Source organism: Qipengyuania proteolytica (assembly GCF_019711565.1).
GTDB lineage: Bacteria > Pseudomonadota > Alphaproteobacteria > Sphingomonadales > Sphingomonadaceae > Qipengyuania > Qipengyuania proteolytica.
Map to the genome: position 1 here is coordinate 169,025 of NZ_JAIGNN010000002.1, position 22,615 is coordinate 191,639.

The following is a 22,615-nucleotide window of genomic DNA, read 5'->3' on the forward strand; positions in this document are numbered from 1 at the left end:
ACATACGGCAAGCCGCTAGCGCGCAGGGCTTATGAGCGAGGCCGCCACCCTTCCCCCGTTTGCCGCAATCGTTGTCGCCGCCGGAAAAGGCTTGCGCGCCGGCCAGCCCCTCCCGAAGCAATTTGCGCCGTGGCGCGGGAAACCGGTCCTGCGGCATTCGGTGGAGACTTTGCTCGCGGCTGGTGCGAGCCCATTGATCGTCGTGATCCCGCAGAACGGAGAGGCAGCCGCCGCTGAGGCGCTTCGAGGCTTGGGCGAATATACGACCGTGACTGGTGGCGAAACCCGTCAGCAATCGGTCGCCAAGGGCCTGGAGGCCATCGAAACCGCAGCCTTTGTCCTGATCCATGACGCAGCCCGGCCCAACTTGCCGCTTGCCGTGATCGAGCGGCTGTTGGAAGCGCTCGACAATCAAGCGGGAGCCATCCCTGTATTGCCGGTCGCCGACAGCCTCGCACTAGAGAAGGAAGGGCTGATGGCCGGAAGCGCGCCGCGCGAGCAACTGCGCCGGGTCCAGACCCCACAGGCCTTTCGCTTCGATGCCATCCTGCAGGCGCACCAAGGCTGGGAAGGCGAACTCGATGCCGGCGACGACGCGCAGGTGCTGCGCGCGGCAGGTGGCAATGTGGCGCTGGTCGAGGGCGACGAGCGCTTGGCCAAGCTCACCTATGCGGAGGATTTCATGACCGACCTGCCCGCCATCCGTACCGGCATGGGCTTCGACGTCCACAAGCTCGCCGCGGGCGAGGAGCTCTGGCTCGGCGGGATCCAAATCGAGCACGACAAGGGCCTCGCAGGGCATAGCGATGCCGACGTGGCGCTTCACGCCATCGTCGACGCGCTTCTCGGCGCGATCGGCGAAGGCGACATCGGCACGCATTTCCCGCCGAGCGACCCGCAATGGAAGGGCGCGAGCAGCGACCGGTTCCTGGTCCATGCAGCTAAACTCGTGGCCGAGGCAGGCTATGCGGTTTGCAACGTCGATCTTACCATCATCTGCGAAGCTCCGAAGATCGGCCCCCATCGTCCGGCCATGCGCGAACGTATAGCCGCGCTCATCGGCGTTGACATCGGCCGCGTATCGGTGAAGGCGACGACCACGGAGCGGCTGGGTTTCACCGGTCGCGGCGAAGGCATTGCCGCGCAGGCAATCGCCACAGTGATCCGCAACTGACGGAGCCCATATGGAGCACGGCGCACTCCTTCCTCAGGAAATCGAAGACCTCGCTCGTCAGGTCGTCGAAGAAAACCGCGATGCCGGCCGCAAGGTGGTGGTCGCCGAAAGCTGCACCGGCGGCCTGGTCGCAGCGGCATTGACCGAAATTCCGGGGTCGTCCGCCGTCCTCGACCGTGGCTTTGTGACCTATTCGAACGAGGCCAAGATGGAGAGCCTTGGCGTACCGCTCGACATCATCGAAACCTTCGGCGCGGTCTCTATTGCATGCGTCTGGGCGATGGCCAAGGGGGCCTTGCAGAACAGCGATGCCGATGTCGCGGTGGCGATCAGCGGCGTGGCCGGGCCGGGAGGGGGCACGGCGCTGAAGCCTGTCGGCACGGTCGTGTTCGCGCGGGTCGTACGCGGGCAGGAGGGCGAACCGGACGGCGAACTCAAGAAGTTCGAGCCGACGTCGCGCGCGGACATCCGCCGTCAGGCGACGGTCTGTGCGCTCGAACTGCTGTTACCGTAAAGCGCATCTGCGCGCGCCTCGAAGGCGCCCATCATCTTGCGGAAGGCGCGGTCGAAATACTGGCCGGCAAGCCGTTCGAACATCGCGTTGCGGAACTCGAAATCGACGCAAAAATCGACCTCGCAGCCGCCCGGCGCGGGCGTAAAGCGCCAATTGTTGTCGAGGTCCTTGAGTGGCCCATCGACATAGAAGACCTCGATATGTTCGGGTCGCCGCTTCTCGACACGCGAGGTGAACTTCTCCCGGATCGCCTTGAAGCCGACCAGCATGTCGGCGACCATTTCGGTATCGCTGTCCGAACGCACGCGGGTCGCGATCACCCACGGCAAGAAGTCCGCGTAGCGACCCACATCTGCGACCAGATCGAACATCTGCTCGCAAGTGTAGGGGAGAAAACGCTTTTCGCGAATTCCCGGCATCAGCCAGCCTGTTTCGCCAGCTTGGCTTCGCGGGCCGCCCGCATCTGAGCGAAATCCTCACCTGCGTGATAGCTCGAACGCGTAAGCGGGCTCGACGCGACCTGCAGGAAGCCCTTGGCCCGCGCGATGGCACCGTAGGCGGCGAACTGCTTGGGGGTGACGAACTCCTCGACCTTGGCATGCTTCGGCGTCGGCTGGAGGTACTGCCCCATGGTGATGAAATCGATGTCCGCGCTGCGCATGTCGTCCATCACCTGATGCACTTCGAGCCGCGCTTCCCCAAGCCCGAGCATAATGCCCGACTTCGTGAAAATCAGCGGATTGTGCGCCTTCACCTCTTCGAGCAGGCGAATCGAGGCATAGTATCGCGCGCCGGGCCGGATCGTCGGATAGAGACGCGGCACCGTTTCGAGATTGTGGTTGAAGACGTCCGGACCCGCTTCGCAGATCTCCTCGATCGATTGGCGCATCCGGCCCTTGAAGTCCGGCGTGAGGATTTCAATCGTCGTGTCCGGGGTCTCGCGGCGCAGCGCGTTGATGACCTTGACGAACTGGCCTGCCCCGCGGTCGGGAAGATCGTCCCGGTCGACGCTGGTGATGACGATGTGTTCGAGCCCCATCGCGGCGGCTGCGGCCGCAGTGTGCTCGGGCTCGAGCGGATCGACCGGCATCGGCATGCCTGTCTTGATGTTGCAGAAGCGGCACGCCCGCGTGCAGGTATCGCCCAGGATCATCACGGTCGCGTGCTTCTTGGTCCAGCATTCCCCGATATTCGGGCAGGCGGCTTCTTCGCAGACGGTGTGCAGGTTGAGTTCGCGCATGAGCTTGCGCGTTTCGTGGTAGCCCTTACTCACCGGCGCCTTCACCCGGATCCAGTCGGGCTTGCGCTGCATCGTCGGCCGGTCGCCCTCGGGCTGCGGAACTGTGGATAGGTCGTTCATGTTGCGGCCCATCTAGGCCCGCTCCCGCGTGCGGGCAAGCCGCATAGCTATTCGCTGCCACTTGTCCGGTCCCTTGAGTGCCGTTACGGCCCTCGACATGGACGCGATCGCAATCCCCACCTTCGCCCCGACGGCTTGGCGCTGAATGCCAGAGTTCGCGCATCTCCTCGAAGGCTATCGCCGCTTTCGTGAAACCGGTTATCCGCGCCAGCGGGCACGGTATGACCGCCTCGTCGAAGAGGGACAGAGCCCCAAGCTCATGGTGATCGGCTGCTCCGACAGCCGCGTCGACCCCGCGCAGATCTTCGACGTCGATCCGGGTGAAATCTTCGTGGTCCGCAATGTCGCTGCGTTGGTGCCGCCATTCGAGACGACACCAGGCCTGCATGGCGTATCGGCGGCGCTGGAATTCGCAGTCCAGTTTCTCAAGGTGCGGCAGATCCTCGTCATGGGCCATGGCATGTGCGGCGGCTGCAAGGCGGCGCTGACGCAGGACTTGCGCGACACGGCACCCGGCGAAGGTGGCTTCGTCGCCAACTGGATCCACCTGCTCGACGAAGCGCGGGACAAGGTTGCCGAGAAATATGGCACGGACGGGGTTGCGGCCGAGCGCGCCATGGAAATGGCCGCGGTCGGCGTCAGCATCGAGAACCTGCGCACGTTTCCCTGCGTGCGCGAGAAGGAAGCAAGCGGCGACCTCAAACTTCGCGGAGCCTTTTTCGCCATCAGCGAGGGTGTCCTCCACGTTCTCGACGAAAACACGGGCGAGTTCGCACCCGCCGAATAAGCGCTTGAGTTCGCAAGACCGTCGGCCCATCTGTCCGCGATGGCTGACAGAGACCTCAAGAACATCGCCCTGCTGATCGACGCGGACAACACCACCCCCAAGGGCATCGATCCGGTCCTGACCGTGATGGCCGAACTGGGCCAGGTGAACATCAAGCGGGCTTACGGCAATTTCGCCAAGAACAATCTCTCCAAATGGGGCGAAATCACGCACAAATACGGCATTCAGCCGCAGCAGCAATTCGATCTCACCGCAGGGAAGAATGCCACCGACATGGCCATGACGATCGATGCGATCGACCTGCTTTACCAGGGGAAGGTCGACGGCTTCGGCATCATGAGTTCCGACAGCGACTTTACGCCGCTTGTCACCCGTCTGCGTCAGGACGGGCTGGTGGTTTACGGCTTCGGCAGCACCAGCAAGACCCCCGCCGCGTTCAAGAGCGCGTGCACCCGCTTCATCGATATCGATGCCCTGATCAAGGGCGCTACCGACGAACCGCAGGCAGGAAAAGGTGCGAAGGCGCCCGCCATCAGGGCCGGCGACATCGACGAAGAGCTGATCGAACTGCTCGGCACGGCATGGAAGGCTGCGAAGCGCGACGAGGAAGGCTTCGCCTCGCTCAGCGAAGTCGGCAACATTGCCGGCAACCGATCCAGCTTCGACGTCCGCAACTACGGCTTCAAGCGGCTGTCGGACCTGTTCGAAGCGATCGACCAGTTCAAGGTCGACCGGCGCGAGAACAATCAGATCGTCGTGAAGCGCCTGCGCTAGATGCAAAAAGGGCGCGAAACCCGCTGGGTTCCGCGCCCTCTTCGATCCGGGTCCGAGGACCCGATGTGGTCAGCCGCCCTTCTGGGTGGAATAAATCCCCCACAGGTTGGCGATTGCCTTGCGCGCACCTTCGACCTTGTTGAAGGTCGCCTGCGCCTCGGCGTACTTGCCCTGGTCGTACTGGGCGATACCGAGACGGGTGAGCGCCATCGGCGTGTCCGCACCGGCCATCCCCGAAGCCTTCAGATAGAATTCCTCGGCTTCGGCCGGACGGTCGAGGCTCAGCAGCGCATCGCCGGTGGCCATGACAGTCGCGAACGAAGCGCCAGCCTTGCGGGCATCGGCCATCAGGCTGGCCATGTCGGCGCGGTCTGCGGCCACGCGCTCGGCAGCCTGCTTGCGCGTGTCGTTGACGTACTGGTCGTCTGCCGGCAGAAGTCCCTTCGACTTGCCTTCGTCGATCACAGCCACAACCTCGGCCGGCAGGCGGCGATAGTCGGCTGCGTCGACATATTCCATGTACAGGCGACCGTCATTGAGCGTGCCTGCCCGGCGGCCGAGGCGCAGAAGGTCGAGGATCGCCGGGTTTTCGTATCCGCCGGTGTTGAGCAAGATGGCGACCGCGTCGCGCCAGCTCGTCTCGCTGGGATATTCGCTGACATACATGCTGGCGTACTGCTGCGCCTGCTCCTTCATCGACGCGCCATAGGCAACGGCTAGGCCGCGGCGGATCCAGTCTTCGTCGACCTGCTGACCTGCCGCCTTGCGCGCGTTGATCGCGCCGGCGAGATAAGCGAGCCCTTCGGCATCGCGATCTTCGGCGAAATAGGTTTCCGCAATGATCGCCTCGGGGTTATTCTGGGTGTAGCCGGCTGCGAGGGCGGCCTCCAGAGCCGTGCGAGCGGCTGCATAATCCTTCGCGTTGTAAGCGACCTGGCCGATCATGAAATTGTACGGGCCGACCTGTTCCGGCGCGACCTTGCCGCTCGCAAGCATGAGCTCTAGACCCTGGCGGGCGAGCGCATTGTCGTTGAACTTCTGGCCCGCATTCACGATCGCGCCGCCGGCGGCATAGCGATCATCGTCGTTCTCAATCGCCGCGACGACGCTCGGAATGGCGGCCTTCACGGTCGCCGCATCAGGCGCTTCGGCGCTGAGCGCCGCCTGGAGCGGTGCGTAGGCGGTGGTGAACGCCTTGGAATACTTCGGCTTTTCCTTCTTCTGGGCAAAGGCCGGCGCTTCGAGCGCAGTTGCGGCGATCGCCGTGCCGGTGACCAGCGCGAGCGCAAGGGCAAGCGACGAAGCGGTGCCGTGCGTGCGTGCGAGACGGGTGAAAATCATGTGAATAGCTCCCAAGAGTGGTAAGGGGTCTGAGCGCGCGCGGCGCCTGAAACAGCTAGTGGTTTTGGCAATGCCGCCAGTGTGCTCTCATTGCAAATGCTTCTATGCAAACCGGGCTGAACGGGCTTTGAATGCCAGCCCTGCCCGCCGTTAAGCATTCCATTCTGCGCGGCGACAACCATATGTGGAAAAAGCGCATGAAAGCGCCATCTGTTCCGCCGCTTTGGTGGCGCGCCGGGCTGCTTTCGCCTAACCTCGCCCTCTCCTGAACATCCGCAGTTCGCAAAACGGAAATGCTGTCTTGTCAGACGAAACCGAAGTCCTGAATCCCCCTCCCTTCGATGGAGGCGACTACACGCGCATCGACATCGTCGATGAGATGAAGACGAGCTACCTCGATTACGCGATGAGCGTGATCGTCAGCCGCGCGCTGCCCGATGTGCGTGACGGGCTGAAGCCGGTCCACCGCCGCATCCTGTTCGCCAGTCAGGAAGGCGGCTTCGTCGCCGGGCGGCCCTATCGCAAGAGTGCGAAGATCGTCGGCGACGTGATGGGTAATTACCACCCGCACGGCGACGCCGCGATCTACGATGCGCTTGCCCGCATGACGCAGGACTGGTCGCTGCGCGTCCCGCTGGTCGACGGCCAGGGGAACTTCGGGTCGATGGACCCCGATCCGCCCGCTTCCATGCGTTACACCGAAGCGCGTCTTGCCCGCGTGGCGAACGCGCTGCTGGACGATCTCGACAAGGATACGGTCGATTTCGCCGACAACTACGACGGTTCGCGCCGGGAACCGACAGTCCTCCCCGCCCGCTTCCCCAACCTGCTGGTCAACGGTGCCGGCGGCATCGCGGTCGGCATGGCGACCAATATACCGCCGCACAACCTCGGCGAAGTGATCGACGGCTGCTTCGCCTTCATGGACAATCCCGCGATCACCAGCGAGGAACTGTTCGAGATCATTCCGGGCCCGGACTTCCCGACAGCCCCGCTCATCCTCGGCAAATCGGGTGCCCGCGCAGCCTATACCACGGGGCGCGGTTCGATCCTGATGCGCGCGCGGCATGAATTCGAGGAAAAGCGCGGCGACCGGCGGTCGATCGTGCTGACCTCGATCCCCTACCAGGTGGGCAAGAGCGCGCTGGTCGAAAAGATTGCCGAAGCCGCCAAGGAAAAACGGATCGAGGGTATCTCCGACATCCGCGACGAAAGCTCGCGTGAGGGCGTGCGTGTGGTCGTCGACCTCAAGCGCGATGCCTCGCCCGAAGTCGTGCTGAACCAGATCTGGCGTTACACCCCCGCACAAGCGAGCTTCCCGGCGAACATGCTGGCGATCCGCGGCGGGCGTCCGGAAACGCTGACCTTGCGCGACTTCATCCAGGCGTTCATCGGCTTCCGCGAGGAGGTCATTACCCGCCGCACCAAGTTCGAACTGAACAAGGCGCGCGAGCGGGCGCATATCTTGCTCGGCCTCGTCGTTGCGGTCTCGAACCTCGACGAAGTGGTCGCGATGATCCGCGGCTCCTCAAACCCGGCCGATGCCCGCGCGAAACTGCTCACCAAGGAATGGCCGATCGGCGACATCGCGCAATATATCGCGCTGGTCGAAGCGATCGAGCCGACCGACGAACAGACTGGCGGCACATACCGCCTGTCCGAGCGGCAGGTGAAGGCCATCCTCGATCTGCGGCTGCATCGCCTGACGGCGCTCGGCCGCGACGAGATCGGTGACGAACTCAAGGAACTGAGCCTGGCAATCGAGGAGTACCTCTCGATCCTTGCGGACCGCGTGAAGCTTTACGGCGTGATGCGGCAGGAGCTCGAGGAAATCCGCGCCAGCTATGCCACCCCGCGCATCACGGAGATCGCGCCCGCCTGGGACGGGATCGAGGATGAGGACCTGATCGAGCGCGAGGACATGGTCGTAACCGTGACCCACGGCGGCTACATCAAGCGTACGCCCCTCCAAGCCTTCCGCGCCCAGGCACGCGGCGGCAAGGGCCGCAGCGGCATGGCGACGAAGGACGAAGATGCCGTCGTCGAAATGTTCGTAACGTCGACGCACAACCCCGTGCTTTTCTTCACCAATACCGGACGTGTCTACCGGATGAAGGTCTGGAAGCTGCCCGAAGGCGGCCCGACGACCAAGGGCCGCCCGATGGTCAACCTCCTGCCCCTCGGCGACGAGGAGCGGGTGACGAACGTGCTGCCACTGCCCGAGGACGAAGCCGAGTGGAGCGCGCTCAACATCGTCTTCGCGACCGAACAGGGCATGGTCCGCCGCAACTCGATGGACGCCTTCACCAATGTCCCGTCGAACGGCAAATACGCGATGGGTTTCGTCGAAGGCAGCGGCGACCGCCTTATTGGCGTCGAACTGCTGCGGGAAAACCAGGAAATCTTCCTCGCTTCGGATTCGGGCAAGGCGATCCGCTTCTCCGCGACCGACGCGCGTGAGACCAAGAGCCGCACCGGCATCGGCGTGCGCGGCATGAAGCTCAAGGAAGGGCAGAAGGTCGTATCGATGGCCGTGCTCGACGCGGGTGAAACCGACACCGAGATGCGCGACGCCTATCTGCGTGCTGCCGAGTGGAAGAACAACGAGAACGCCCCGACGCTAGATGCCGAGAAGGTTGCCGCCATGGCCGAGGAGGAGGAATTCATCCTCACGCTGACGGCCAACGGATACGGCAAGATCACCTCGGCCTACGAATATCGCACCATCGGTCGCGGCGGCATGGGTCTCACCAACATCGGCGAGTCGGCCAAGAACCCGGCACGAAACGGTCCCGTCGTCGCGAGCTTCCCGGTCAAGCACAACTCTCAGCTCATGCTGGTCACCGACCAGGCCAAGCTGATACGTTTGCCGATCTGCTTCCGCCATCTGATCGAAGGCGGGTTCGAGAACCACGAAGGCTTCTCGATCTCGGGTCGCGGCTCTTCGGGCGTGCGCATTTTCAACGTTTCGAAGGGCGAGCAGATCGTCGGCGCGGCACTCATCGACGAAACCGAAGAGCCGGAGAACGAGGCCGAAGAGGCCGTGGCGAACGAGATCGCCGCACGCGGCGGTCTGCAGGAAACGACGCCCCACACCACAGCGCATTCCGACCGGAATATCGAAGGAGAGCCCGGCGGATGAGCCTGCAGGTCGAGCCGAGCGGACAGGCGTGCGGCGCGCGCGTGACCGGGCTCGACCTGTCGCAAGCCATGACGGCCGAGCAGGTCGCCGAAATTCGCGCTCTCTGGCTCGAGCACAAGGTATTGGCCTTCGCCGAGCAAACGCTCGACGACGACGGACTGGAAGCGTTCACCCGGCTCATGGGCGGGTTCGGGGAAGATCCCTTCTTTGCGCCTATCGCGGGTCGGCGCAACATCGCCGCCATCCTGCGCGAGGCGGACGAGACCTCGCCGCTGTTTGCCGAAAACTGGCACAGCGACTGGAGTTTCCTGGAGCGCCCGCCGGCAGGCACCTGCCTGCTCGCCATCGACATACCGCCCGTCGGCGGTGACACGCTGTTCGCCGACCAGGGCGCGGCCTTCGCGGCGCTGCCCGAGGACAGGAAGGAGCATTTGCGCTCGCTGACCGCGATCCACAGCGCGAAGCTGGCCTACGCGCCCGATGGCACTTACGGCGACAAGGACAAGGGCCGGTCCATGGCGATCCGGCCCGGCGAAAGCGCGCGCGAAACCCGCACGCACCCGCTGGTCCAACAACATCCGGAAACGGCCGAGGAGTGCCTGTTCTCGACCCTGGGATACATCGTCGGGATCGAGGGTATGGACGAGGCCGAGGCCATCCCGTTTCTCGCCGAGCTTGCCGCTTGGCAGTCACGCGAAGAATTCGTCTATCGCCATCACTGGGAACCGGACATGCTGGTCATGTGGGACAATCGCGCAGTCCTGCACAAGGCGACCGGCGGATACGAGGGCTACCGGCGCGAATTGCACCGCACCACGATCGCAGCCCACCCAGGCTAGGGGCGGTCGCTACGCAAGGTCTGGATGACCCCGGTGGCGATCAGGAACTGGCCGGAATAGTAGATCGGCCATACCAGCCAGTCCGCAACGGTTTTCATCGCAGGCAAGCCCATCCGGGCGAAGATCAGCCAGTCCGAGATCACGAACAGAACCGCCCCGATCCCGACGCGATACCTTGGGAATCGGCTCGCCCAGGCGGTCGCCGCCATGGTCCCCAGCCCTACTGAGTAAAGCAGCACTAGCGGATCGCGTGTGAGCAACCACGAAATCAGCGGGGTGGCGAAGAACAGTGCGAGGGCCGCACCGATCTGCGTCCCGCGATAGGCTTTGCGGCGATGCTGGAGGTAGAAGACGCTCGCCACGAGGTGGCCTGCGAGAAAGAAGCCTGCCCCGACCTCGAAGAACAGATCGAGCAGCGCATCGCCCAGCGCGCCAAGCATCATGACCAGCGAAATTACCTTGGCATCGCGTTCCGGATGGCGAACCCATGCATAGACGGCGAGGAATGCAACGGCCGACCCTTTGAGCAAGGCCTGGTAAAGCTCCGGCATAGGCGCGCCCGGTAGCCATTGCTTCGTCACGAAATAGAACAGCACAGAAGCCGTGAGGCTGGCCAGCAACCATGGACGATGTTCTGCAAGTGCGCGTCTGGGCATGCTCCTCCCCCTTCCCTGCGGGCGCTAGGGCTTGATGGGCCACGCTTGCAAGCCTAACTGCGCCCGGAATGACCCACGATATCCACATAATCGGTGGCGGCCTGGCCGGTAGCGAGGCGGCCTGGCAACTGGCGCAGCGCGGCTTCACGGTTCGCCTGTCCGAGATGCGCGGCGGCGGCGACATGACGCCGGCCCACCAGACCGAAGGGTTGGCCGAGCTCGTCTGCTCGAACAGCTTCCGCTCCGACGACAGCGACAAGAACGCCGTTGGCCTGCTCCATTACGAGATGCGCGAACTCGACAGCCTGATTATGCGCGCGGGCGAGACCGCCCGCGTCCCCGCCGGCTCCGCGATGGCGGTCGACCGCGACGTGTTCTCCGCCGAAGTTGAGCGCACGCTGCTCGAGCACCCCAAGGTGACGGTTGTACGCGAGCGGATCGATGCCCTGCCCGATACCGGACCGACGATCGTCGCCACCGGCCCGCTCACCGCCCAGTCGCTTGCCGAAAGCATAGTCAAGGCGACCGGCCAGGAACGGCTCGCCTTCTTCGATGCGATCGCCCCGATCGTCCACCACGACAGCATCGACATGTCGAAGTGCTGGATCCAGTCGCGCTGGAACAAGCGCACCGAAGCCTCCAACGAAGGCGGCGACTACATCAATTGCCCGATGACGAAGGACCAGTATCTGGCCTTCCACCAGGGCCTGATGGACGGCGAGAAGACAGAGTTCCGCGAGTGGGAAAAGGACACGCCCTATTTCGACGGCTGCATGCCGATCGAGGTGATGGCCGCGCGCGGCGTCGAGACCCTGCGATACGGCCCGATGAAGGGTGTCGGACTCGACAACCCTTTCGATACGTCCGACGAATTCCCGCAGGGGCGCTGGCCCTATGCGGTCGTCCAGCTGCGGCAGGACAACAAGCTGGGCACGCTCTGGAACATGGTCGGCTTCCAGACCAAGCTGAAATATGCCGCACAGATCGAGCTGTTCCGGACTATCCCGGGGCTGGAGAACGCCGAATTCGCGCGGCTCGGCGGTCTGCATCGCAACACCTTCCTCAATTCGCCCATGGTCCTCGACCGCCAGCTACGCCTGAAGGGCGCCGAGCACATCCGGTTCGCCGGGCAGGTGACAGGCTGTGAAGGCTATGTCGAAAGTTCGGCCGTCGGCCTGATGGCCGGCCTGATGGCAGCTGCCGAGCTATCGGGACGCGACTGGTCCGCGCCGCCTCGCACAACAGCTTTCGGGGCCTTGCTCGCGCATATCACCGGCGATGCGGAAGCGGAGACCTATCAGCCGATGAACGTCAACTTCGGGCTGTTCCCGCCACTTCATGAGGTCGGAAAGAAGCAGCGCAAGGAAGCCTACACGGGCCGCGCCAAGGCCGATCTGAAGGACTGGATCGCCAACACCGAACTGGTCGCCGCCTAACAGGCGCAGCTGCGCTTTTTCGCCGGCTTCGGAGCGGTCGTAGCGAATTCGCCCGGCGTCAATTCATTGTCGCCGTCGTTGTCGGCTCCTTCGAACTTGTCGACCGTCGCCACCGCCCATTCCTCGAAATCGAGGAGGTTGTTGCCGTCCTTGTCGAGTTTGCGGAAGGCATCGCTGCGGGTGGAGAGCATTTCCGTGCGGGTGATGCGCCAATCGCGATTGCGGTCGTAGCGGAAGAAGCGCTGCTGCTCGCGCGTCAGCTCGGTTGCCTGGGGCGGTTCGGGCCCGATAGCGTCACCCGGTGCGACCGGCGGGGTATCGGGTAGCGGTACAGCGGATTCCGTGGCCAGCGGCGGAGGCGCACCTTGTTCGACTTCGGCCCTGCCCTGCCACCAGAACAGCCCCAGACCGACAAGGCCAAGGGTCGCCACACTGCCGAGAACCAGACCTTTCACGCTGCGACTCCCTGATTTTAAACGTGTCTTCTAGCGGCCGAACAGCCCGGCGCGCAATGCAACCAATGCGCCCGCCCGGTCTGCCAGCAAGGGCGCTCCGCCGGCAGCGAACGAGCGCCGCGCGAGACGATCGAGGATCGCGAGCGGGCGCAACGGCCGCGACAAACGAGGATCGTCATCGGGCATGCCCCGCGCCAATTCCAGGACGCTTGCACGTTCGCCCGGCTCAGAGAGCCCCGCGAGGAGGTCGGCGACCGCCCAGCGTCCGGCAGCGTGCCTGACCGCAGTTCTTTCGTCCGGTGCGCCGATCGCCCCTGCGAGCGCGAGCCAAGCCTCTTCGCGTCCGAGGCTCAAGCTAGCTATCGAGTCCATCTCGAGCCCGTCAGACAGCAGGATGGCTTCCCATCCGTCGACCAGCGGCACAAGGCGGACGGCGAGCGGCCCGAAAGCCATTGCGATCGCGTCGAGTAACGGATTGCCGAGGGGGCGGCCGGATGCTTCCGCGGACAATGCGTCGCGCCACCATGCCAGACGCAATTGCCCGACAATTGGCTCGCTCGCCACGGCAACTGCGCGGGCAAGCTGACGATCGAGGGTCAAGAAGGACGCAAAAGCGTCGCGATCGGCCATTCCGGCATAGCCGATCGCGACGCGCGCCTCGGGCGGCAAGTCTTCGTCCGTCATGCTGGCCGGGCCACGCTGTCCATCGCGCAGCCTATGGCGCAGATCAGGCCTGGACGAAAGCCCGGCGCGTCGAGCGCACGGGGATTGCTCCGAGGTTGAAGAAAACGAGATTGATCGAATAGCTGCCGGTGCCGGTGAGGTCGACGTAGTCGCGCCCATCGGTCGAGGTGCCATGGCTAATCGCCAGCTGCGCCGAACCGAAAGTCTTCGCGGTCAGCAGAGAGTTTTCGAAATTGGTCGTCAGCTGCGTGTCGTCCGGTGTCGGCCACAGGATGGCAGAGCGCGCGGTCTCATCGATCGCGGCAGCCATCGAATTCTTGAAATACAGGTAGATGCCGAAATTCATGCAGCCGAGGATCAGGACGAGCGCGACCGGTATCGCGAGGCCGAACTCGACCGCGGCAGCGCCCCTGCTATTGCGAAGGATATTCCTGAACCGTCCCATCATTTCACCTGCAAAGTGACCTTGCCCGTGCTCGTGAATTGCTTCACGTAATTGGCATATCCGGGAATGTTTAGGATTGGGTTATAGACCTTCTTGACCTCGATCTGCATGAACTTGGTTTCGGTCGCGCCCGTCAATTGCCCTACGCAAGTTGGCGACATGACCTTGACGCCGTTGCATTCGGTCCAGGTATCCACCGTGATGTCGGTCACGGGAACGGCGCTACCTTCGTTGACGCGCAGTTTGACCTCCGCGTCCAGCGGCACATTCTCCATCTCCGACATGACATAGTCGCCGCCGATCTGTGCGTACTGCTGGACCTGGAGCTTGTGCACGAAGCCGAGCGCCACATCGATGCCGGCCAAAGCCATCGTAAGCAGCACAGGGGTCGCAAGAGCGAGCTCGACGGTTGCCGTACCGCGCGTCTCGCGCGCGAGGCGGTTTTTCAGCGCGCGGATCATTGGCGGAGCCTCAGCACTTCTTCGCCCGAATAGGAGACGACGCCGCGTCCCGAGGGGCAGGAGTTGGAGACCGAGGTGCTGCCGGTGAAGGTAACATACCAGGCGATGATCTGGAGGCAGTCCGTGGTCATGCCGCTGTTGCCGCTGAAAGCAACTTCCGTGCTCGGGGCGTAGATCGCGCCATCGAACTGCGACCTGCTGTCGCCCGTAATGAACATACGGGTGGTGTTGCTGAACGGCGTGCGGCTGTCCTGGTGCATCAGGATGCCGGCATAGGTCCCCGTCGAAGGCGAAGTCAGCTGTACGGTCGATGTGCCTTGCGCGCTGAAAGTCCCGATCTTGCTCGAGTTGAACGGGGATGCCGTGTTGGTGAACACGAGGGTGACTTCGTTCCCGATAACTGTCGCGTTACCGCCGATGCTCAGCCCCTTTTCACCCAGGTAATAGGTCCCCGGAGACAAGGTGATTTTGGCATTGGCCTGCACCTGTATGCCCTTGTAGCAACCAGGTGTCAGGGGGGGGTTATTGGTCCCCGAGATCAGCGGCCAGTTGCTGCATACCTCGTTTGGATCCGTGATGACCCCGGCATAGGGATCGGCTTCCGCGACGACGCCATTGTTGATCGCGGTCGTCCCGGAAATGCGGTTGCCTTCGTTGACGGTGCCGACAGCCGACAACGCGCCTGCGTTGATCGACCCGGTGGCAGTAGCGTCGAAATTGCTGTTCGACTGCATCCCGCAGTTCATGTTGACCGAGGCGGCGCCGGTGATCGACATGGCGATCCCGGACGGGGCAAGTGCGACCATGCAGTTCGCGACTTCGCTGGACGCCTGCGCCACTGCTTCCACCCGGATGACGGGGGTGGTCGGCAGGAACAGGCTCGAGAATGGCAGCTTCTGGCTGGTGGAGAGAACCACTCGGACCATGCCCTGCTGTCCCGCGAAGGTGCCGGCCGTAGGCGGCGTTTCGACCGCCACGATCGTGTAGGCGTGCTGCGTGTTGTAGCCGAGGACCTTGCGGACGGCTGCGTTCACCCTTTCGGCATTACCGCTGTTCTTGAGCTCGAGCCCGCCGGCCATCGCGGCGGAGTCAGCGGCACTGCGCAGGTCGCGCTTCCAGCTGATCCACTGTGCCGCATCCACGGCAAGGCCAAGCGTCCCGATCAGCGGGATCATGGACAGGCCCATCAGGGTGAGCACGTTTCCGCTGCGGTCATCGCGGACTTCGCGCAGGAGGCTCTTCAAACGATCGAACATATAACCATTCCTATGGCTCTGGCTCATCCCGCCTTATGCCGTCAGCGTGTGAGAACGACGTAAAACATCATGCTTAAAGGGAGGTAAAAATGCACATTTTACACCCACATATTGTCGCCTATTTTCAAGGCCTTCAGGCCCGTAAGGCTCGCGTTAACGATTAGATCGGTCTGGTAGGAATTAGCCATTACGTGGCCCAATCCTGCCTATCAAAAGACACATGCGACGTCTGGCAAACGTCCCCTGCGCGCAACGAAAAACCCCCTCACCGGAATGCGGCGAGGGGGTTTCTTGACTTGTCGGCGTGGCCTGGAAGCCGCCGCGATCAGTCGCGGTAACAGACTTTCTTGGCCGCCTTCACGATCCGCGGCGTGTCGATCAGCGCCAGCTTTTCGAGATTGGCAGCATAGGGCAGCGGGACGTCCTCGTCGCACACGCGAGTGACCGGCGCATCGAGGTGGTCGAAGCCCTCCTCCATGCAGATCGCGATGATCTCGGAGGCAATCGAGCAGGTCGGCCACCCTTCTTCGGCGATGACCAGGCGATTGGTCTTGGCGAGCGAGGTCAGGATCGCCTTCTTGTCGAGCGGGCGTAGTGTGCGCAGGTCGATGACTTCGGCATCGATGCCCTCGCCCGCCAGCTCCTCGGCCGCTTCCAGTGCGAGGCTCACCGCGATCGAATAGGCGACGATGGTCACGTCCGACCCCTCGCGCATGATCCGCGCCTTGCCGATCGGGAGCACGTAATCGTCCATGTCGGGCACGTCGAAGCTGCGGCCGTAGACTAGCTCGTTCTCGAGGAAGACTACCGGATCCTCGCAGCGGATCGCGGCCTTCATCAGGCCCTTGGCGTCCGCCGCGTCATAGGGCGCAATCACGATCAGGCCGGGCACGCTGGCATACCACGGACCGTAATTCTGGCTGTGCTGGGCGCCGACGCGGCTCGCCGCGCCATTGGGGCCGCGGAACACGACCGGGCAGCGCATCTGGCCGCCCGACATGTAATTGGTCTTGGCCGCCGAGTTGATGATGTGGTCGATCGCCTGCATGGCGAAATTGAACGTCATGAATTCGACGATCGGACGCAGCCCGCCCATCGCCGCGCCCGCGCCGATGCCGGCAAAGCCGTATTCGGTGATCGGCGTGTCGATGACGCGCTTGGGGCCGAATTCGTCGAGCAGGCCTTGAGTGACCTTGTAGGCGCCCTGGTACTGCGCCACTTCCTCGCCCATCACGAAGACCCGCTCGTCACGCCGCATTTCCTCGGCCATCCCGTCGCGCAGTGCTTCGCGGACACTGGTGGAGGTAAAGCTGGTACCTTCCGGAACGTCCGGATCGCGGACGTCGGTCTTGCGGACCGGCTTGGTGATCTCGGCCTCGCTCTCGGCGCGTCCGACATCCTTGCCCTCGCCCGGAACGTCTACGACCGGAGCAGCCTCGGTGCTTTCGGCGGCTGCGGCAGAGGCATCTTCGCCCTCGCCCGCCAGCATGGCGATCACGGTGCCGACCTTCACGCCTTCGGTGCCCTCTTCGACCATGATCTTGCCGAGCGTGCCTTCATCGACCGCCTCGAATTCCATCGTCGCCTTGTCGGTCTCGATCTCGGCGATGATGTCGCCGATCTCGATCGTATCACCCTCGGCCTTGAGCCACTTGGCGAGCGTGCCCTCTTCCATGGTGGGCGACAGGGCGGGCATCTTGAGTTCGATAGCCATGGCTCAATACTCCTCCACCAGAACATCGGTGTAGAGTTCGGCAGCCTCAGGCTCGGGCGAGTTTTCGGCGAAGTCCGCCGCTTCGCTCACCACCTTGCGGATGTCCTTGTCGATCGCCTTCAAATCGTCCTCGTTGCTGCCATTCTCGAGCAGGACCTTCTTGAGTCCCTCGATCGGATCCTTGTGTTCGCGCACGTCCTGCACTTCCTCGCGCGTGCGATACTTGGCGGGGTCGGACATCGAGTGCCCGCGGTAGCGATAGGTCTCGCATTCCATCAGCACCGGCCCCTTGCCCTCGCGCACATGGGCGAAGGCGATTTCGGCCGCCTGGCGCACTTCGAGCACGTCCATGCCGTTGACCTTCATGCCCGGGATACGGAACGCGGTACCTCGGCGGTAGAACTCGGTCTCGGCCGAGCTGCGCCCGACCGCGGTTCCCATGGCGTACTGGTTGTTCTCGACGACGAACACGATCGGCAGCTTCCAGAGAGCGGCCATATTGAAGGTCTCGTAGACTTGCCCCTGGTTCGCCGCGCCGTCGCCGAAGTAAGCAAGACACAACCCGCCGTCGTTGTTGTACTGGTGAGCGAGCGCAAGGCCGCCGCCGAGCGAAACCTGCGCACCGACGATGCCGTGGCCGCCGTAGAATTTATGCTCGGTCGAGAACATGTGCATCGACCCGCCCTTGCCCTTCGAGATGCCCGCCTCACGGCCCGTCAGTTCGGCCATGATGACCTTGGGATCGATGCCGTAGGCCAGCATGTGGCCATGGTCGCGATAGCCGGTGATGACGCTGTCGAGCCCTTCGGTCAGTGCCGATTGCAGGCCGACGGCAACCGCTTCCTGCCCGATGTAAAGGTGGCAGAAGCCGCCGATGAGGCCGAGGCCGTAGAGCTGGCCGGCGCGTTCCTCGAAGCGGCGGATGAGCAGCATTTGCTCGTAGAAGCTCTGCATCTGCTCCGTGCTGGCATCGTAGCGCTTCTTCTTGTCGAGCGCGTCCTGCAGCGAATGGAGGACGAAGTCGGTATCCTCAGCGGGCGACTTCGTTGCTGTCTTCTTGCTCCGGGGGGCTTTGGCCAAGACGTCCTATCCTTGTTCTTTCCAGGGAGGAATTTGCGCTGAGCCTATAGGCACAGCCGCGCATGGCGCGCAACGGGGCGCACGCACATGCATACGAAAACCCTTACGGAATGCGAAAGTTTGACGAAGACCTCAGTCCTCGAGCTTGATGACGACCTCGTCCGGGTGAACGACGTTGAGCTGGCTCCGCAACAGCTCGCCAACCATGTCGGGGTCGGCATGATCCTGGTCCAGCAGGGCCACCCGATTTTGGAGCGCCGTGCGCTCTTTCTCGATTTCCGCCAGCTGTGCCTGACGCTGGTCGAGGAGGCGCAGGTTCTCGCTCCAGGCGAGCAGCCCGGAAGGTCCGGCAATGGCAATTCCGCCCATCACTAGCAGTGCCGCGAGCGCGCCGTGCTGCCGCACGCGCCCGTTCTGAATCGCCGCCAATGATTTGCCCCGTCGCATAAGCGCAGAGAATCATAGTTACCCTTTGCGCGCAAGCACTAACGCGATGGGCCGTGCGAAAATCAGCAACCTTTCGATTTTACCTGCCGGTGTCGAGGAAATCCCGCGCCGAAAACTCCTCTGGCGCGGCGACTTCGACAACCGGATCGTCGCGATCGTCGAATTCGGTACGCAGGGCTCGGCTCATGACCGCGTGCATATCGTACAGGCAGGTAATGTAGGTCAGTTCGAGGATCTCGACATCGGAGAATTCGGCCTTGAGCTCGGCGAAGAGCGCGTCGGGAACCCGCCCGCGATGGGTGACGAGACGGTCGGCATAAGCCAGCACGAGACGCTCGCGCGCATCGAACAGGTCACTGGTCTGCCAGTGCGGCAGGGCAGCGATCTTGTTGTCGCCGACACCAAGACCGCGCAGGCTCTTGCAATGCTGCGAGAAAACGAACTGGCTGCCGGTGGCATAGCCGGCCCAGGTCTGGCCGAGTTCGCGAAGCACCGGATCGATCGCACGGTCCGGACTGCGATAATAGGCAAAGCCTTGCGCGGCGTGCTTCAGCGTATCGGGTGAATTGGCGAAGACCGTCCACCAGTCGCCGGGCGTTCCCGTGTCGGTGCCCGGCTCGGCTACGGGATCGCGCTCCCCGAAGAGCATGCGGTAGAGCGGCAGGGCGACATCCTTGTCCGCCTCGTCGCGCGGCACCTCGTGCAGACGCGGCATCAGGCGTCCACCGTTGCGGGCGCGTGGCGCACGTCTTCCGGGGTGAAGCTCTTGGTGAAGGCGGCGAACTCCAGCATGATCCCGTTGGGGTCGGTGAAATAGACCGAGCGAACGAAGACCCCGTCGTGCATTTCGCGCGCGACGCCCATCTTGCTGTCGTCGTGGTTTACGACCGCATGGGTGTGAGGGACACCCGCCTTTTCCAGCTTTGACAGCGCCGCTTCGAGGTCCGCCTCTTCCATGTCGAAGGCGAGGTGGTTCATCGATCCAACTGCAGTTTTCGCCTCGTAGGGGAAGCTTTTCACCGAGGCGATGCCGGGCGCGGCCGGCGGGCCGTCCTTCCACCAGAAGAAGGCGACACTCGCGCCACCACCGCAATCGAAGAAGAAGTGCTGCCCGCCGTCGGGCAGCTCCACCGTCTTCACCAGCGGCATGCCGAGGATTTTCGTATAGAAGTCCACCGTCTCGCGCATGTCGCGGCAGACGAGTGCGATGTGGTTGATGCCCTTGATCGCGAACATTGGTCGTTCTCCCTCGCCAGCGAGAATGCCAAGCCGAGCTTCGTCGCGCAATCGGAACCGCAAGGGCCAGCGCCCGGTTCGCTCCTTGACATGAACCAGTATCAGTTGTAACTAGTTTCCAAAGTAACCAATCCAGCGGACAGAGGACTGCCATGCCCGATCTCTTCGAAAACCCAATCGGCCTCGACGGCTTCGAATTCGTCGAATTCTGCGCCCCCGAAAAAGGCGTGATCGAGCCGGTTTTCGAAGCGATGGGCTTCACGCATGTCGCCAAGCACCGTTCGAAGGACGTCGACCTCTGGCGCCAGGGCGGGATCAACCTGATCCTCAACTACGAGCCCAAGAGCGCGGCCTGGTTCTTCGCGCGCGAACACGGCCCTTCGGCCTGCGGCATGGGCTTCCGGGTCCGCGACGCGCGCAAGGCCTATGCCGAGCTGCTCGAACGCGGTGCGGAGCCCGTCGCCGTCCAGACCGGTCCGATGGAACTGCATATCCCTGCGATCCGCGGGATCGGCGGCGCGATCGTCTATCTGATCGACCGCTATGCCGATGAGCATGGTGACGGCCTGTCGATCTATGACATCGATTTCGAATACCTGCCGGGGGTCGAAAAATTCCCCAAGGGCGCGGGCTTCAACGTCATCGATCACCTGACGCACAACGTCTACAACGGCCGCATGAAGTACTGGGCGGACTATTACGAAACGCTCTTCAACTTCCGCGAAATCCGCTTCTTCGATATCAAGGGCGAGTACACCGGCCTCACCTCCAAGGCGCTGACCGCGCCCGACGGCAAGATCCGCATCCCGCTCAACGAAGAGGGTGAAGGCGGCAAAGGCCAGATCGAGGAGTTCCTGCGCGAATTCAACGGCGAAGGCATCCAGCACATCGCGCTGATCTGCGACGACCTCGTCAAGTGCTGGGACAATCTCAAGGATCTCGGCGTGCCCTTCATGACCGCACCGCCGGAAACCTATTACGAGATGCTAGCCGAGAGGCTGCCGGGTCATGGCGAGCCGGTCGACGAACTCAAGATGCGCGGCATCCTGCTCGACGGCACCACCGAAGGCGGTTCGCCGCGCCTGCTGCTGCAAATTTTCGCAGAAGCGCAGGTCGGCCCGGTGTTCTTCGAATTCATCCAGCGCAAGGGCGACGAAGGCTTCGGCGAAGGCAATTTCAAGGCTCTCTTCGAAAGCATGGAACGCGACCAGATCAAGCGCGGCGTGCTGAGCGTCGATGAAGCCAATACACCCGAAGCGGAGCCTGCCGAATGAGCGAAGCAGCAAGCCATCCCGTGAAGCTCGGCGGCGTCCACCACGCCGCCTATCGCTGCAAGGACGCCAAGGAGACCGTCGAGTGGTACGGCAAGGTCCTGGGCATGGATTACACCACGGCCTTTGCCGAGGACCATGTTCCCTCGACCGGCGAGTACGACCCCTACATGCACGTCTTCCTCGACGCGGGTAACGGCAATATCCTCGCCTTCTTCGAACTGCCGAACCAGAAGGACATGGGCCGCGACGAGAACACGCCCGCCTGGGTCCAGCATCTCGCCTTCAAGGTGGGCAGCGAGGAGGAACTGCTCGCCGCCAAGGTGCATGTGGAGAGCCTCGGCATCGACGTGCTCGGCCCGACGCACCACGGCATTTTCAAATCGATCTATTTCTTCGACCCTAACGGCCACCGCGTCGAACTTGCGACCGATATCGGGACCGAGGAGCAGTACGCCGAACTGAAGCGCGTCGCACCGCTCATGCTCGAAGAATGGAGCGCGACCAAGAAGGCCCCGCGTCACGCCGACTGGCTCCACGAGCTGGCGCGCAAGGAACACGGTCATGGCTAATTTCGGCTAAGTAATTAGCCTGAGAAAGTCGGAACCCTTTGCGGGCCAATACCGTTGCCCCGCAAAGGGAGCTTTCTACACGTGAATTACATCGGCACGCTGCGCGAACAGCTGCAGGAAATGGGCGAAGGTCTGATCGAGAGCCTTCCCAGCCTCGCGATCGCTTTTTTCATCCTGCTGGTGACGTGGATCGTTGCGCGTTTTGCGGTGCGCATTTCCGATATGCTCGTCGGTCGGACCGAGATCCGCAAGAGCCTGAAGAACCTGATCGATACGCTGGTGCGTCTCGGCATCTGGATCCTCGGCCTGTTCATCGCAGCAGTCGTCGTGATGCCAGATCTCACACCGGCCAGCCTGCTTGCGGGGCTCGGCATCGGTGCCGTCGCAATCGGCTTCGCTTTTCAGGACATCTTTGAAAACTTCCTCGCCGGCGTGCTCATCATGTTGCGCGAGAAAATGCGCATCGGCGATGTGATCGACTGCGAAGGCATCACGGGTAAGGTCGAGCATATTACGCTGCGCGAAACTCACGTCCGCAAGCTTTCGGGCGAGCTGACGGTGGTGCCCAATTCGCTCCTGTTCAAGAACCCGGTCGAAATCCTCACCGACGTCGAGCAGCGCCGCCACCAGGTGGTGGTAGGCGTGTCCTACGACACCCAGCTCGATCATGCCGCCGACGTAATCCGCCGCGCCGTCGAAGGTGTCGAAGACGTGCTCGCCAGCAAGGGCATCGATATTTTCGCGCAGGAGTTCAATTCGAGCTCGGTCGATTTTCTCGTCCGCTGGTGGGCAGGCTCGACCCCGCGGGCCGGGTGGGAGAGCAAGGACAAGGTCATCCGCGCGATCAAGGCTGCGCTCGACGAGGCGCATATCGAGATTCCGTTCCCCTATGTGACCCACACCTTCAAGGAAACGGTGCCCGTCAGCCAGTTGGGTGACACCAAGCGCAAGACGCCTTAAGGTTTCTAATA

General features: G+C 63.1%; 24 protein-coding genes. 10 read left to right on the top strand and 14 right to left on the bottom strand.

The features are described 5' to 3' along the window. The first annotated feature begins 31 nt into the window (after positions 1–31). Positions 32–1,174 (top strand): bifunctional 2-C-methyl-D-erythritol 4-phosphate cytidylyltransferase/2-C-methyl-D-erythritol 2,4-cyclodiphosphate synthase, encoded by a 1,143-nt coding sequence (locus K3172_RS09700; protein WP_221589514.1) that lies wholly within the window; start codon positions 32–34, stop codon positions 1,172–1,174. 10 nt (positions 1,175–1,184) lie between these two features. Continuing rightward, entirely contained in the window at positions 1,185–1,688 is a 504-nt protein-coding gene (locus K3172_RS09705) for a CinA family protein (RefSeq protein WP_221589516.1), read from the top strand. On the opposite strand, the gene K3172_RS09710 is transcribed toward K3172_RS09705, so the two are convergent. Together K3172_RS09710 and lipA are read right to left on the bottom strand one after the other, a co-directional pair. Then, positions 1,649–2,107 carry a type II toxin-antitoxin system RatA family toxin gene (locus K3172_RS09710; protein WP_221589518.1) on the bottom strand — a complete coding sequence of 153 codons (459 nt, stop codon included), beginning with the start codon at positions 2,105–2,107 and terminating at the stop codon, positions 1,649–1,651. The genes K3172_RS09705 and K3172_RS09710 overlap by 40 nt on opposite strands. Further along, positions 2,107–3,048, bottom strand: coding sequence for a lipoyl synthase (lipA, locus tag K3172_RS09715; protein ID WP_221589520.1), 942 nt, complete (start codon positions 3,046–3,048; stop codon positions 2,107–2,109). The genes K3172_RS09710 and lipA overlap by 1 nt, the downstream gene beginning before the upstream one ends. 145 nt (positions 3,049–3,193) lie before the next feature. Here lipA and K3172_RS09720 point away from each other — a divergent pair, with 145 nt between their 5' ends. Further along, entirely contained in the window at positions 3,194–3,835 is a 642-nt protein-coding gene (locus tag K3172_RS09720; RefSeq protein WP_221589522.1) for a carbonic anhydrase, read from the top strand. Positions 3,836–3,874: 39 nt separating this feature from the next. Further along, positions 3,875–4,609, top strand: coding sequence for an NYN domain-containing protein (locus K3172_RS09725; protein ID WP_221589524.1), 735 nt, complete (start codon positions 3,875–3,877; stop codon positions 4,607–4,609). Between the two features lie 69 nt (positions 4,610–4,678). Here K3172_RS09725 and K3172_RS09730 read toward each other — a convergent pair whose 3' ends face one another. After that, positions 4,679–5,950: a hypothetical protein gene (locus tag K3172_RS09730; RefSeq protein WP_221589526.1), complete on the bottom strand. Its 1,272-nt coding sequence runs from the start codon at positions 5,948–5,950 to the stop codon at positions 4,679–4,681. A gap of 301 nt (positions 5,951–6,251) precedes the next feature. Between K3172_RS09730 and gyrA the strand changes: the two genes are divergently transcribed. Together gyrA and K3172_RS09740 are read left to right on the top strand one after the other, a co-directional pair. Next, positions 6,252–9,092 (top strand): DNA gyrase subunit A, encoded by a 2,841-nt coding sequence (gene gyrA / locus K3172_RS09735; RefSeq protein WP_221589528.1) that lies wholly within the window; start codon positions 6,252–6,254, stop codon positions 9,090–9,092. Then, on the top strand, positions 9,089–9,931 hold the full coding sequence (locus tag K3172_RS09740) for a TauD/TfdA dioxygenase family protein (RefSeq protein WP_221589530.1): 843 nt from the start codon (positions 9,089–9,091) through the stop codon (positions 9,929–9,931). Before gyrA ends, K3172_RS09740 begins: the two co-directional genes overlap by 4 nt. On the opposite strand, the gene K3172_RS09745 is transcribed toward K3172_RS09740, so the two are convergent. Then, positions 9,928–10,587, bottom strand: a complete 660-nt coding sequence (locus K3172_RS09745; RefSeq protein WP_221589532.1) for a lysoplasmalogenase family protein — start codon at positions 10,585–10,587, stop codon at positions 9,928–9,930. The two genes, K3172_RS09740 and K3172_RS09745, sit on opposite strands and share 4 nt — an antisense overlap. A 68-nt stretch (positions 10,588–10,655) precedes the next feature. Here K3172_RS09745 and trmFO point away from each other — a divergent pair, with 68 nt between their 5' ends. Next, complete coding sequence (gene trmFO, locus K3172_RS09750) at positions 10,656–12,023, top strand: methylenetetrahydrofolate--tRNA-(uracil(54)-C(5))-methyltransferase (FADH(2)-oxidizing) TrmFO (RefSeq protein ID WP_221589534.1); 1,368 nt, start codon at positions 10,656–10,658, stop codon at positions 12,021–12,023. On the opposite strand, the gene K3172_RS09755 is transcribed toward trmFO, so the two are convergent. The 10 genes from K3172_RS09755 to K3172_RS09800 form a co-directional block, all read right to left on the bottom strand. Next, positions 12,020–12,478 carry an EF-hand domain-containing protein gene (locus tag K3172_RS09755; protein ID WP_221589536.1) on the bottom strand — a complete coding sequence of 153 codons (459 nt, stop codon included), beginning with the start codon at positions 12,476–12,478 and terminating at the stop codon, positions 12,020–12,022. The genes trmFO and K3172_RS09755 overlap by 4 nt on opposite strands. A 30-nt stretch (positions 12,479–12,508) precedes the next feature. Next, the gene (locus K3172_RS09760) at positions 12,509–13,162 is read right to left on the bottom strand and encodes a hypothetical protein (protein WP_221589538.1); all 654 of its coding nucleotides are present in this window, start codon (positions 13,160–13,162) and stop codon (positions 12,509–12,511) included. A gap of 43 nt (positions 13,163–13,205) precedes the next feature. Further along, positions 13,206–13,610 carry a TadE/TadG family type IV pilus assembly protein gene (locus K3172_RS09765; protein WP_221589540.1) on the bottom strand — a complete coding sequence of 135 codons (405 nt, stop codon included), beginning with the start codon at positions 13,608–13,610 and terminating at the stop codon, positions 13,206–13,208. Beyond that, positions 13,607–14,068 (bottom strand): TadE/TadG family type IV pilus assembly protein, encoded by a 462-nt coding sequence (locus tag K3172_RS09770; RefSeq protein WP_221589543.1) that lies wholly within the window; start codon positions 14,066–14,068, stop codon positions 13,607–13,609. Before K3172_RS09770 ends, K3172_RS09765 begins: the two co-directional genes overlap by 4 nt. Next, positions 14,065–15,324: a pilus assembly protein TadG-related protein gene (locus K3172_RS09775; RefSeq protein ID WP_221589545.1), complete on the bottom strand. Its 1,260-nt coding sequence runs from the start codon at positions 15,322–15,324 to the stop codon at positions 14,065–14,067. The genes K3172_RS09770 and K3172_RS09775 overlap by 4 nt, the downstream gene beginning before the upstream one ends. Before the next feature lie 325 nt (positions 15,325–15,649). Then, on the bottom strand, positions 15,650–17,038 hold the full coding sequence (locus K3172_RS09780) for a pyruvate dehydrogenase complex E1 component subunit beta (protein WP_221589547.1): 1,389 nt from the start codon (positions 17,036–17,038) through the stop codon (positions 15,650–15,652). A gap of 3 nt (positions 17,039–17,041) precedes the next feature. Then, positions 17,042–18,118: a pyruvate dehydrogenase (acetyl-transferring) E1 component subunit alpha gene (gene pdhA, locus K3172_RS09785; RefSeq protein WP_221589549.1), complete on the bottom strand. Its 1,077-nt coding sequence runs from the start codon at positions 18,116–18,118 to the stop codon at positions 17,042–17,044. A 132-nt stretch (positions 18,119–18,250) separates the two neighbouring features. Beyond that, positions 18,251–18,565, bottom strand: coding sequence for an FtsB family cell division protein (locus tag K3172_RS09790; protein WP_221589551.1), 315 nt, complete (start codon positions 18,563–18,565; stop codon positions 18,251–18,253). Between the two features lie 79 nt (positions 18,566–18,644). After that, positions 18,645–19,280, bottom strand: coding sequence for a carboxymuconolactone decarboxylase family protein (locus K3172_RS09795; protein WP_221589553.1), 636 nt, complete (start codon positions 19,278–19,280; stop codon positions 18,645–18,647). Next, on the bottom strand, positions 19,280–19,801 hold the full coding sequence (locus K3172_RS09800) for a VOC family protein (RefSeq protein ID WP_221589555.1): 522 nt from the start codon (positions 19,799–19,801) through the stop codon (positions 19,280–19,282). Before K3172_RS09800 ends, K3172_RS09795 begins: the two co-directional genes overlap by 1 nt. Before the next feature lie 152 nt (positions 19,802–19,953). On the opposite strand from K3172_RS09800, the gene hppD reads away from it, so the two are divergent. From hppD to K3172_RS09815, 3 genes are all read left to right on the top strand, one after another. Next, the gene (gene hppD, locus K3172_RS09805; protein WP_221589557.1) at positions 19,954–21,075 is read left to right on the top strand and encodes a 4-hydroxyphenylpyruvate dioxygenase; all 1,122 of its coding nucleotides are present in this window, start codon (positions 19,954–19,956) and stop codon (positions 21,073–21,075) included. Continuing rightward, positions 21,072–21,644, top strand: a complete 573-nt coding sequence (locus K3172_RS09810; protein ID WP_221589559.1) for a VOC family protein — start codon at positions 21,072–21,074, stop codon at positions 21,642–21,644. The genes hppD and K3172_RS09810 overlap by 4 nt, the downstream gene beginning before the upstream one ends. An 81-nt stretch (positions 21,645–21,725) precedes the next feature. Next, entirely contained in the window at positions 21,726–22,604 is an 879-nt protein-coding gene (locus tag K3172_RS09815) for a mechanosensitive ion channel family protein (RefSeq protein ID WP_345725636.1), read from the top strand. Positions 22,605–22,615 lie beyond the last annotated feature (11 nt).

What these genes read in the sequence shown, in the direction of transcription:
- K3172_RS09740 (WP_221589530.1), top strand. Translation starts at nt 9,089, where the DNA reads ATGAGCCTGCAGGTCGAGCCGAGCGGACAGGCGTGCGGCGCGCGCGTG.
- trmFO (WP_221589534.1), top strand. Translation starts at nt 10,656, where the DNA reads ATGACCCACGATATCCACATAATCGGTGGCGGCCTGGCCGGTAGCGAG.
- K3172_RS09760 (WP_221589538.1), bottom strand. Translation starts at nt 13,162, where the DNA reads ATGACGGACGAAGACTTGCCGCCCGAGGCGCGCGTCGCGATCGGCTAT.
- lipA (WP_221589520.1), bottom strand. Translation starts at nt 3,048, where the DNA reads ATGAACGACCTATCCACAGTTCCGCAGCCCGAGGGCGACCGGCCGACG.
- K3172_RS09745 (WP_221589532.1), bottom strand. Translation starts at nt 10,587, where the DNA reads ATGCCCAGACGCGCACTTGCAGAACATCGTCCATGGTTGCTGGCCAGC.
- K3172_RS09725 (WP_221589524.1), top strand. Translation starts at nt 3,875, where the DNA reads ATGGCTGACAGAGACCTCAAGAACATCGCCCTGCTGATCGACGCGGAC.
- K3172_RS09730 (WP_221589526.1), bottom strand. Translation starts at nt 5,950, where the DNA reads ATGATTTTCACCCGTCTCGCACGCACGCACGGCACCGCTTCGTCGCTT.
- K3172_RS09765 (WP_221589540.1), bottom strand. Translation starts at nt 13,610, where the DNA reads ATGATGGGACGGTTCAGGAATATCCTTCGCAATAGCAGGGGCGCTGCC.
- K3172_RS09810 (WP_221589559.1), top strand. Translation starts at nt 21,072, where the DNA reads ATGAGCGAAGCAGCAAGCCATCCCGTGAAGCTCGGCGGCGTCCACCAC.
- K3172_RS09720 (WP_221589522.1), top strand. Translation starts at nt 3,194, where the DNA reads ATGCCAGAGTTCGCGCATCTCCTCGAAGGCTATCGCCGCTTTCGTGAA.
- K3172_RS09780 (WP_221589547.1), bottom strand. Translation starts at nt 17,038, where the DNA reads ATGGCTATCGAACTCAAGATGCCCGCCCTGTCGCCCACCATGGAAGAG.
- K3172_RS09800 (WP_221589555.1), bottom strand. Translation starts at nt 19,801, where the DNA reads ATGTTCGCGATCAAGGGCATCAACCACATCGCACTCGTCTGCCGCGAC.
- K3172_RS09705 (WP_221589516.1), top strand. Translation starts at nt 1,185, where the DNA reads ATGGAGCACGGCGCACTCCTTCCTCAGGAAATCGAAGACCTCGCTCGT.
- K3172_RS09795 (WP_221589553.1), bottom strand. Translation starts at nt 19,280, where the DNA reads ATGCCGCGTCTGCACGAGGTGCCGCGCGACGAGGCGGACAAGGATGTC.
- K3172_RS09790 (WP_221589551.1), bottom strand. Translation starts at nt 18,565, where the DNA reads ATGCGACGGGGCAAATCATTGGCGGCGATTCAGAACGGGCGCGTGCGG.
- K3172_RS09710 (WP_221589518.1), bottom strand. Translation starts at nt 2,107, where the DNA reads ATGCCGGGAATTCGCGAAAAGCGTTTTCTCCCCTACACTTGCGAGCAG.
- K3172_RS09770 (WP_221589543.1), bottom strand. Translation starts at nt 14,068, where the DNA reads ATGATCCGCGCGCTGAAAAACCGCCTCGCGCGCGAGACGCGCGGTACG.
- K3172_RS09775 (WP_221589545.1), bottom strand. Translation starts at nt 15,324, where the DNA reads ATGTTCGATCGTTTGAAGAGCCTCCTGCGCGAAGTCCGCGATGACCGC.
- K3172_RS09700 (WP_221589514.1), top strand. Translation starts at nt 32, where the DNA reads ATGAGCGAGGCCGCCACCCTTCCCCCGTTTGCCGCAATCGTTGTCGCC.
- hppD (WP_221589557.1), top strand. Translation starts at nt 19,954, where the DNA reads ATGCCCGATCTCTTCGAAAACCCAATCGGCCTCGACGGCTTCGAATTC.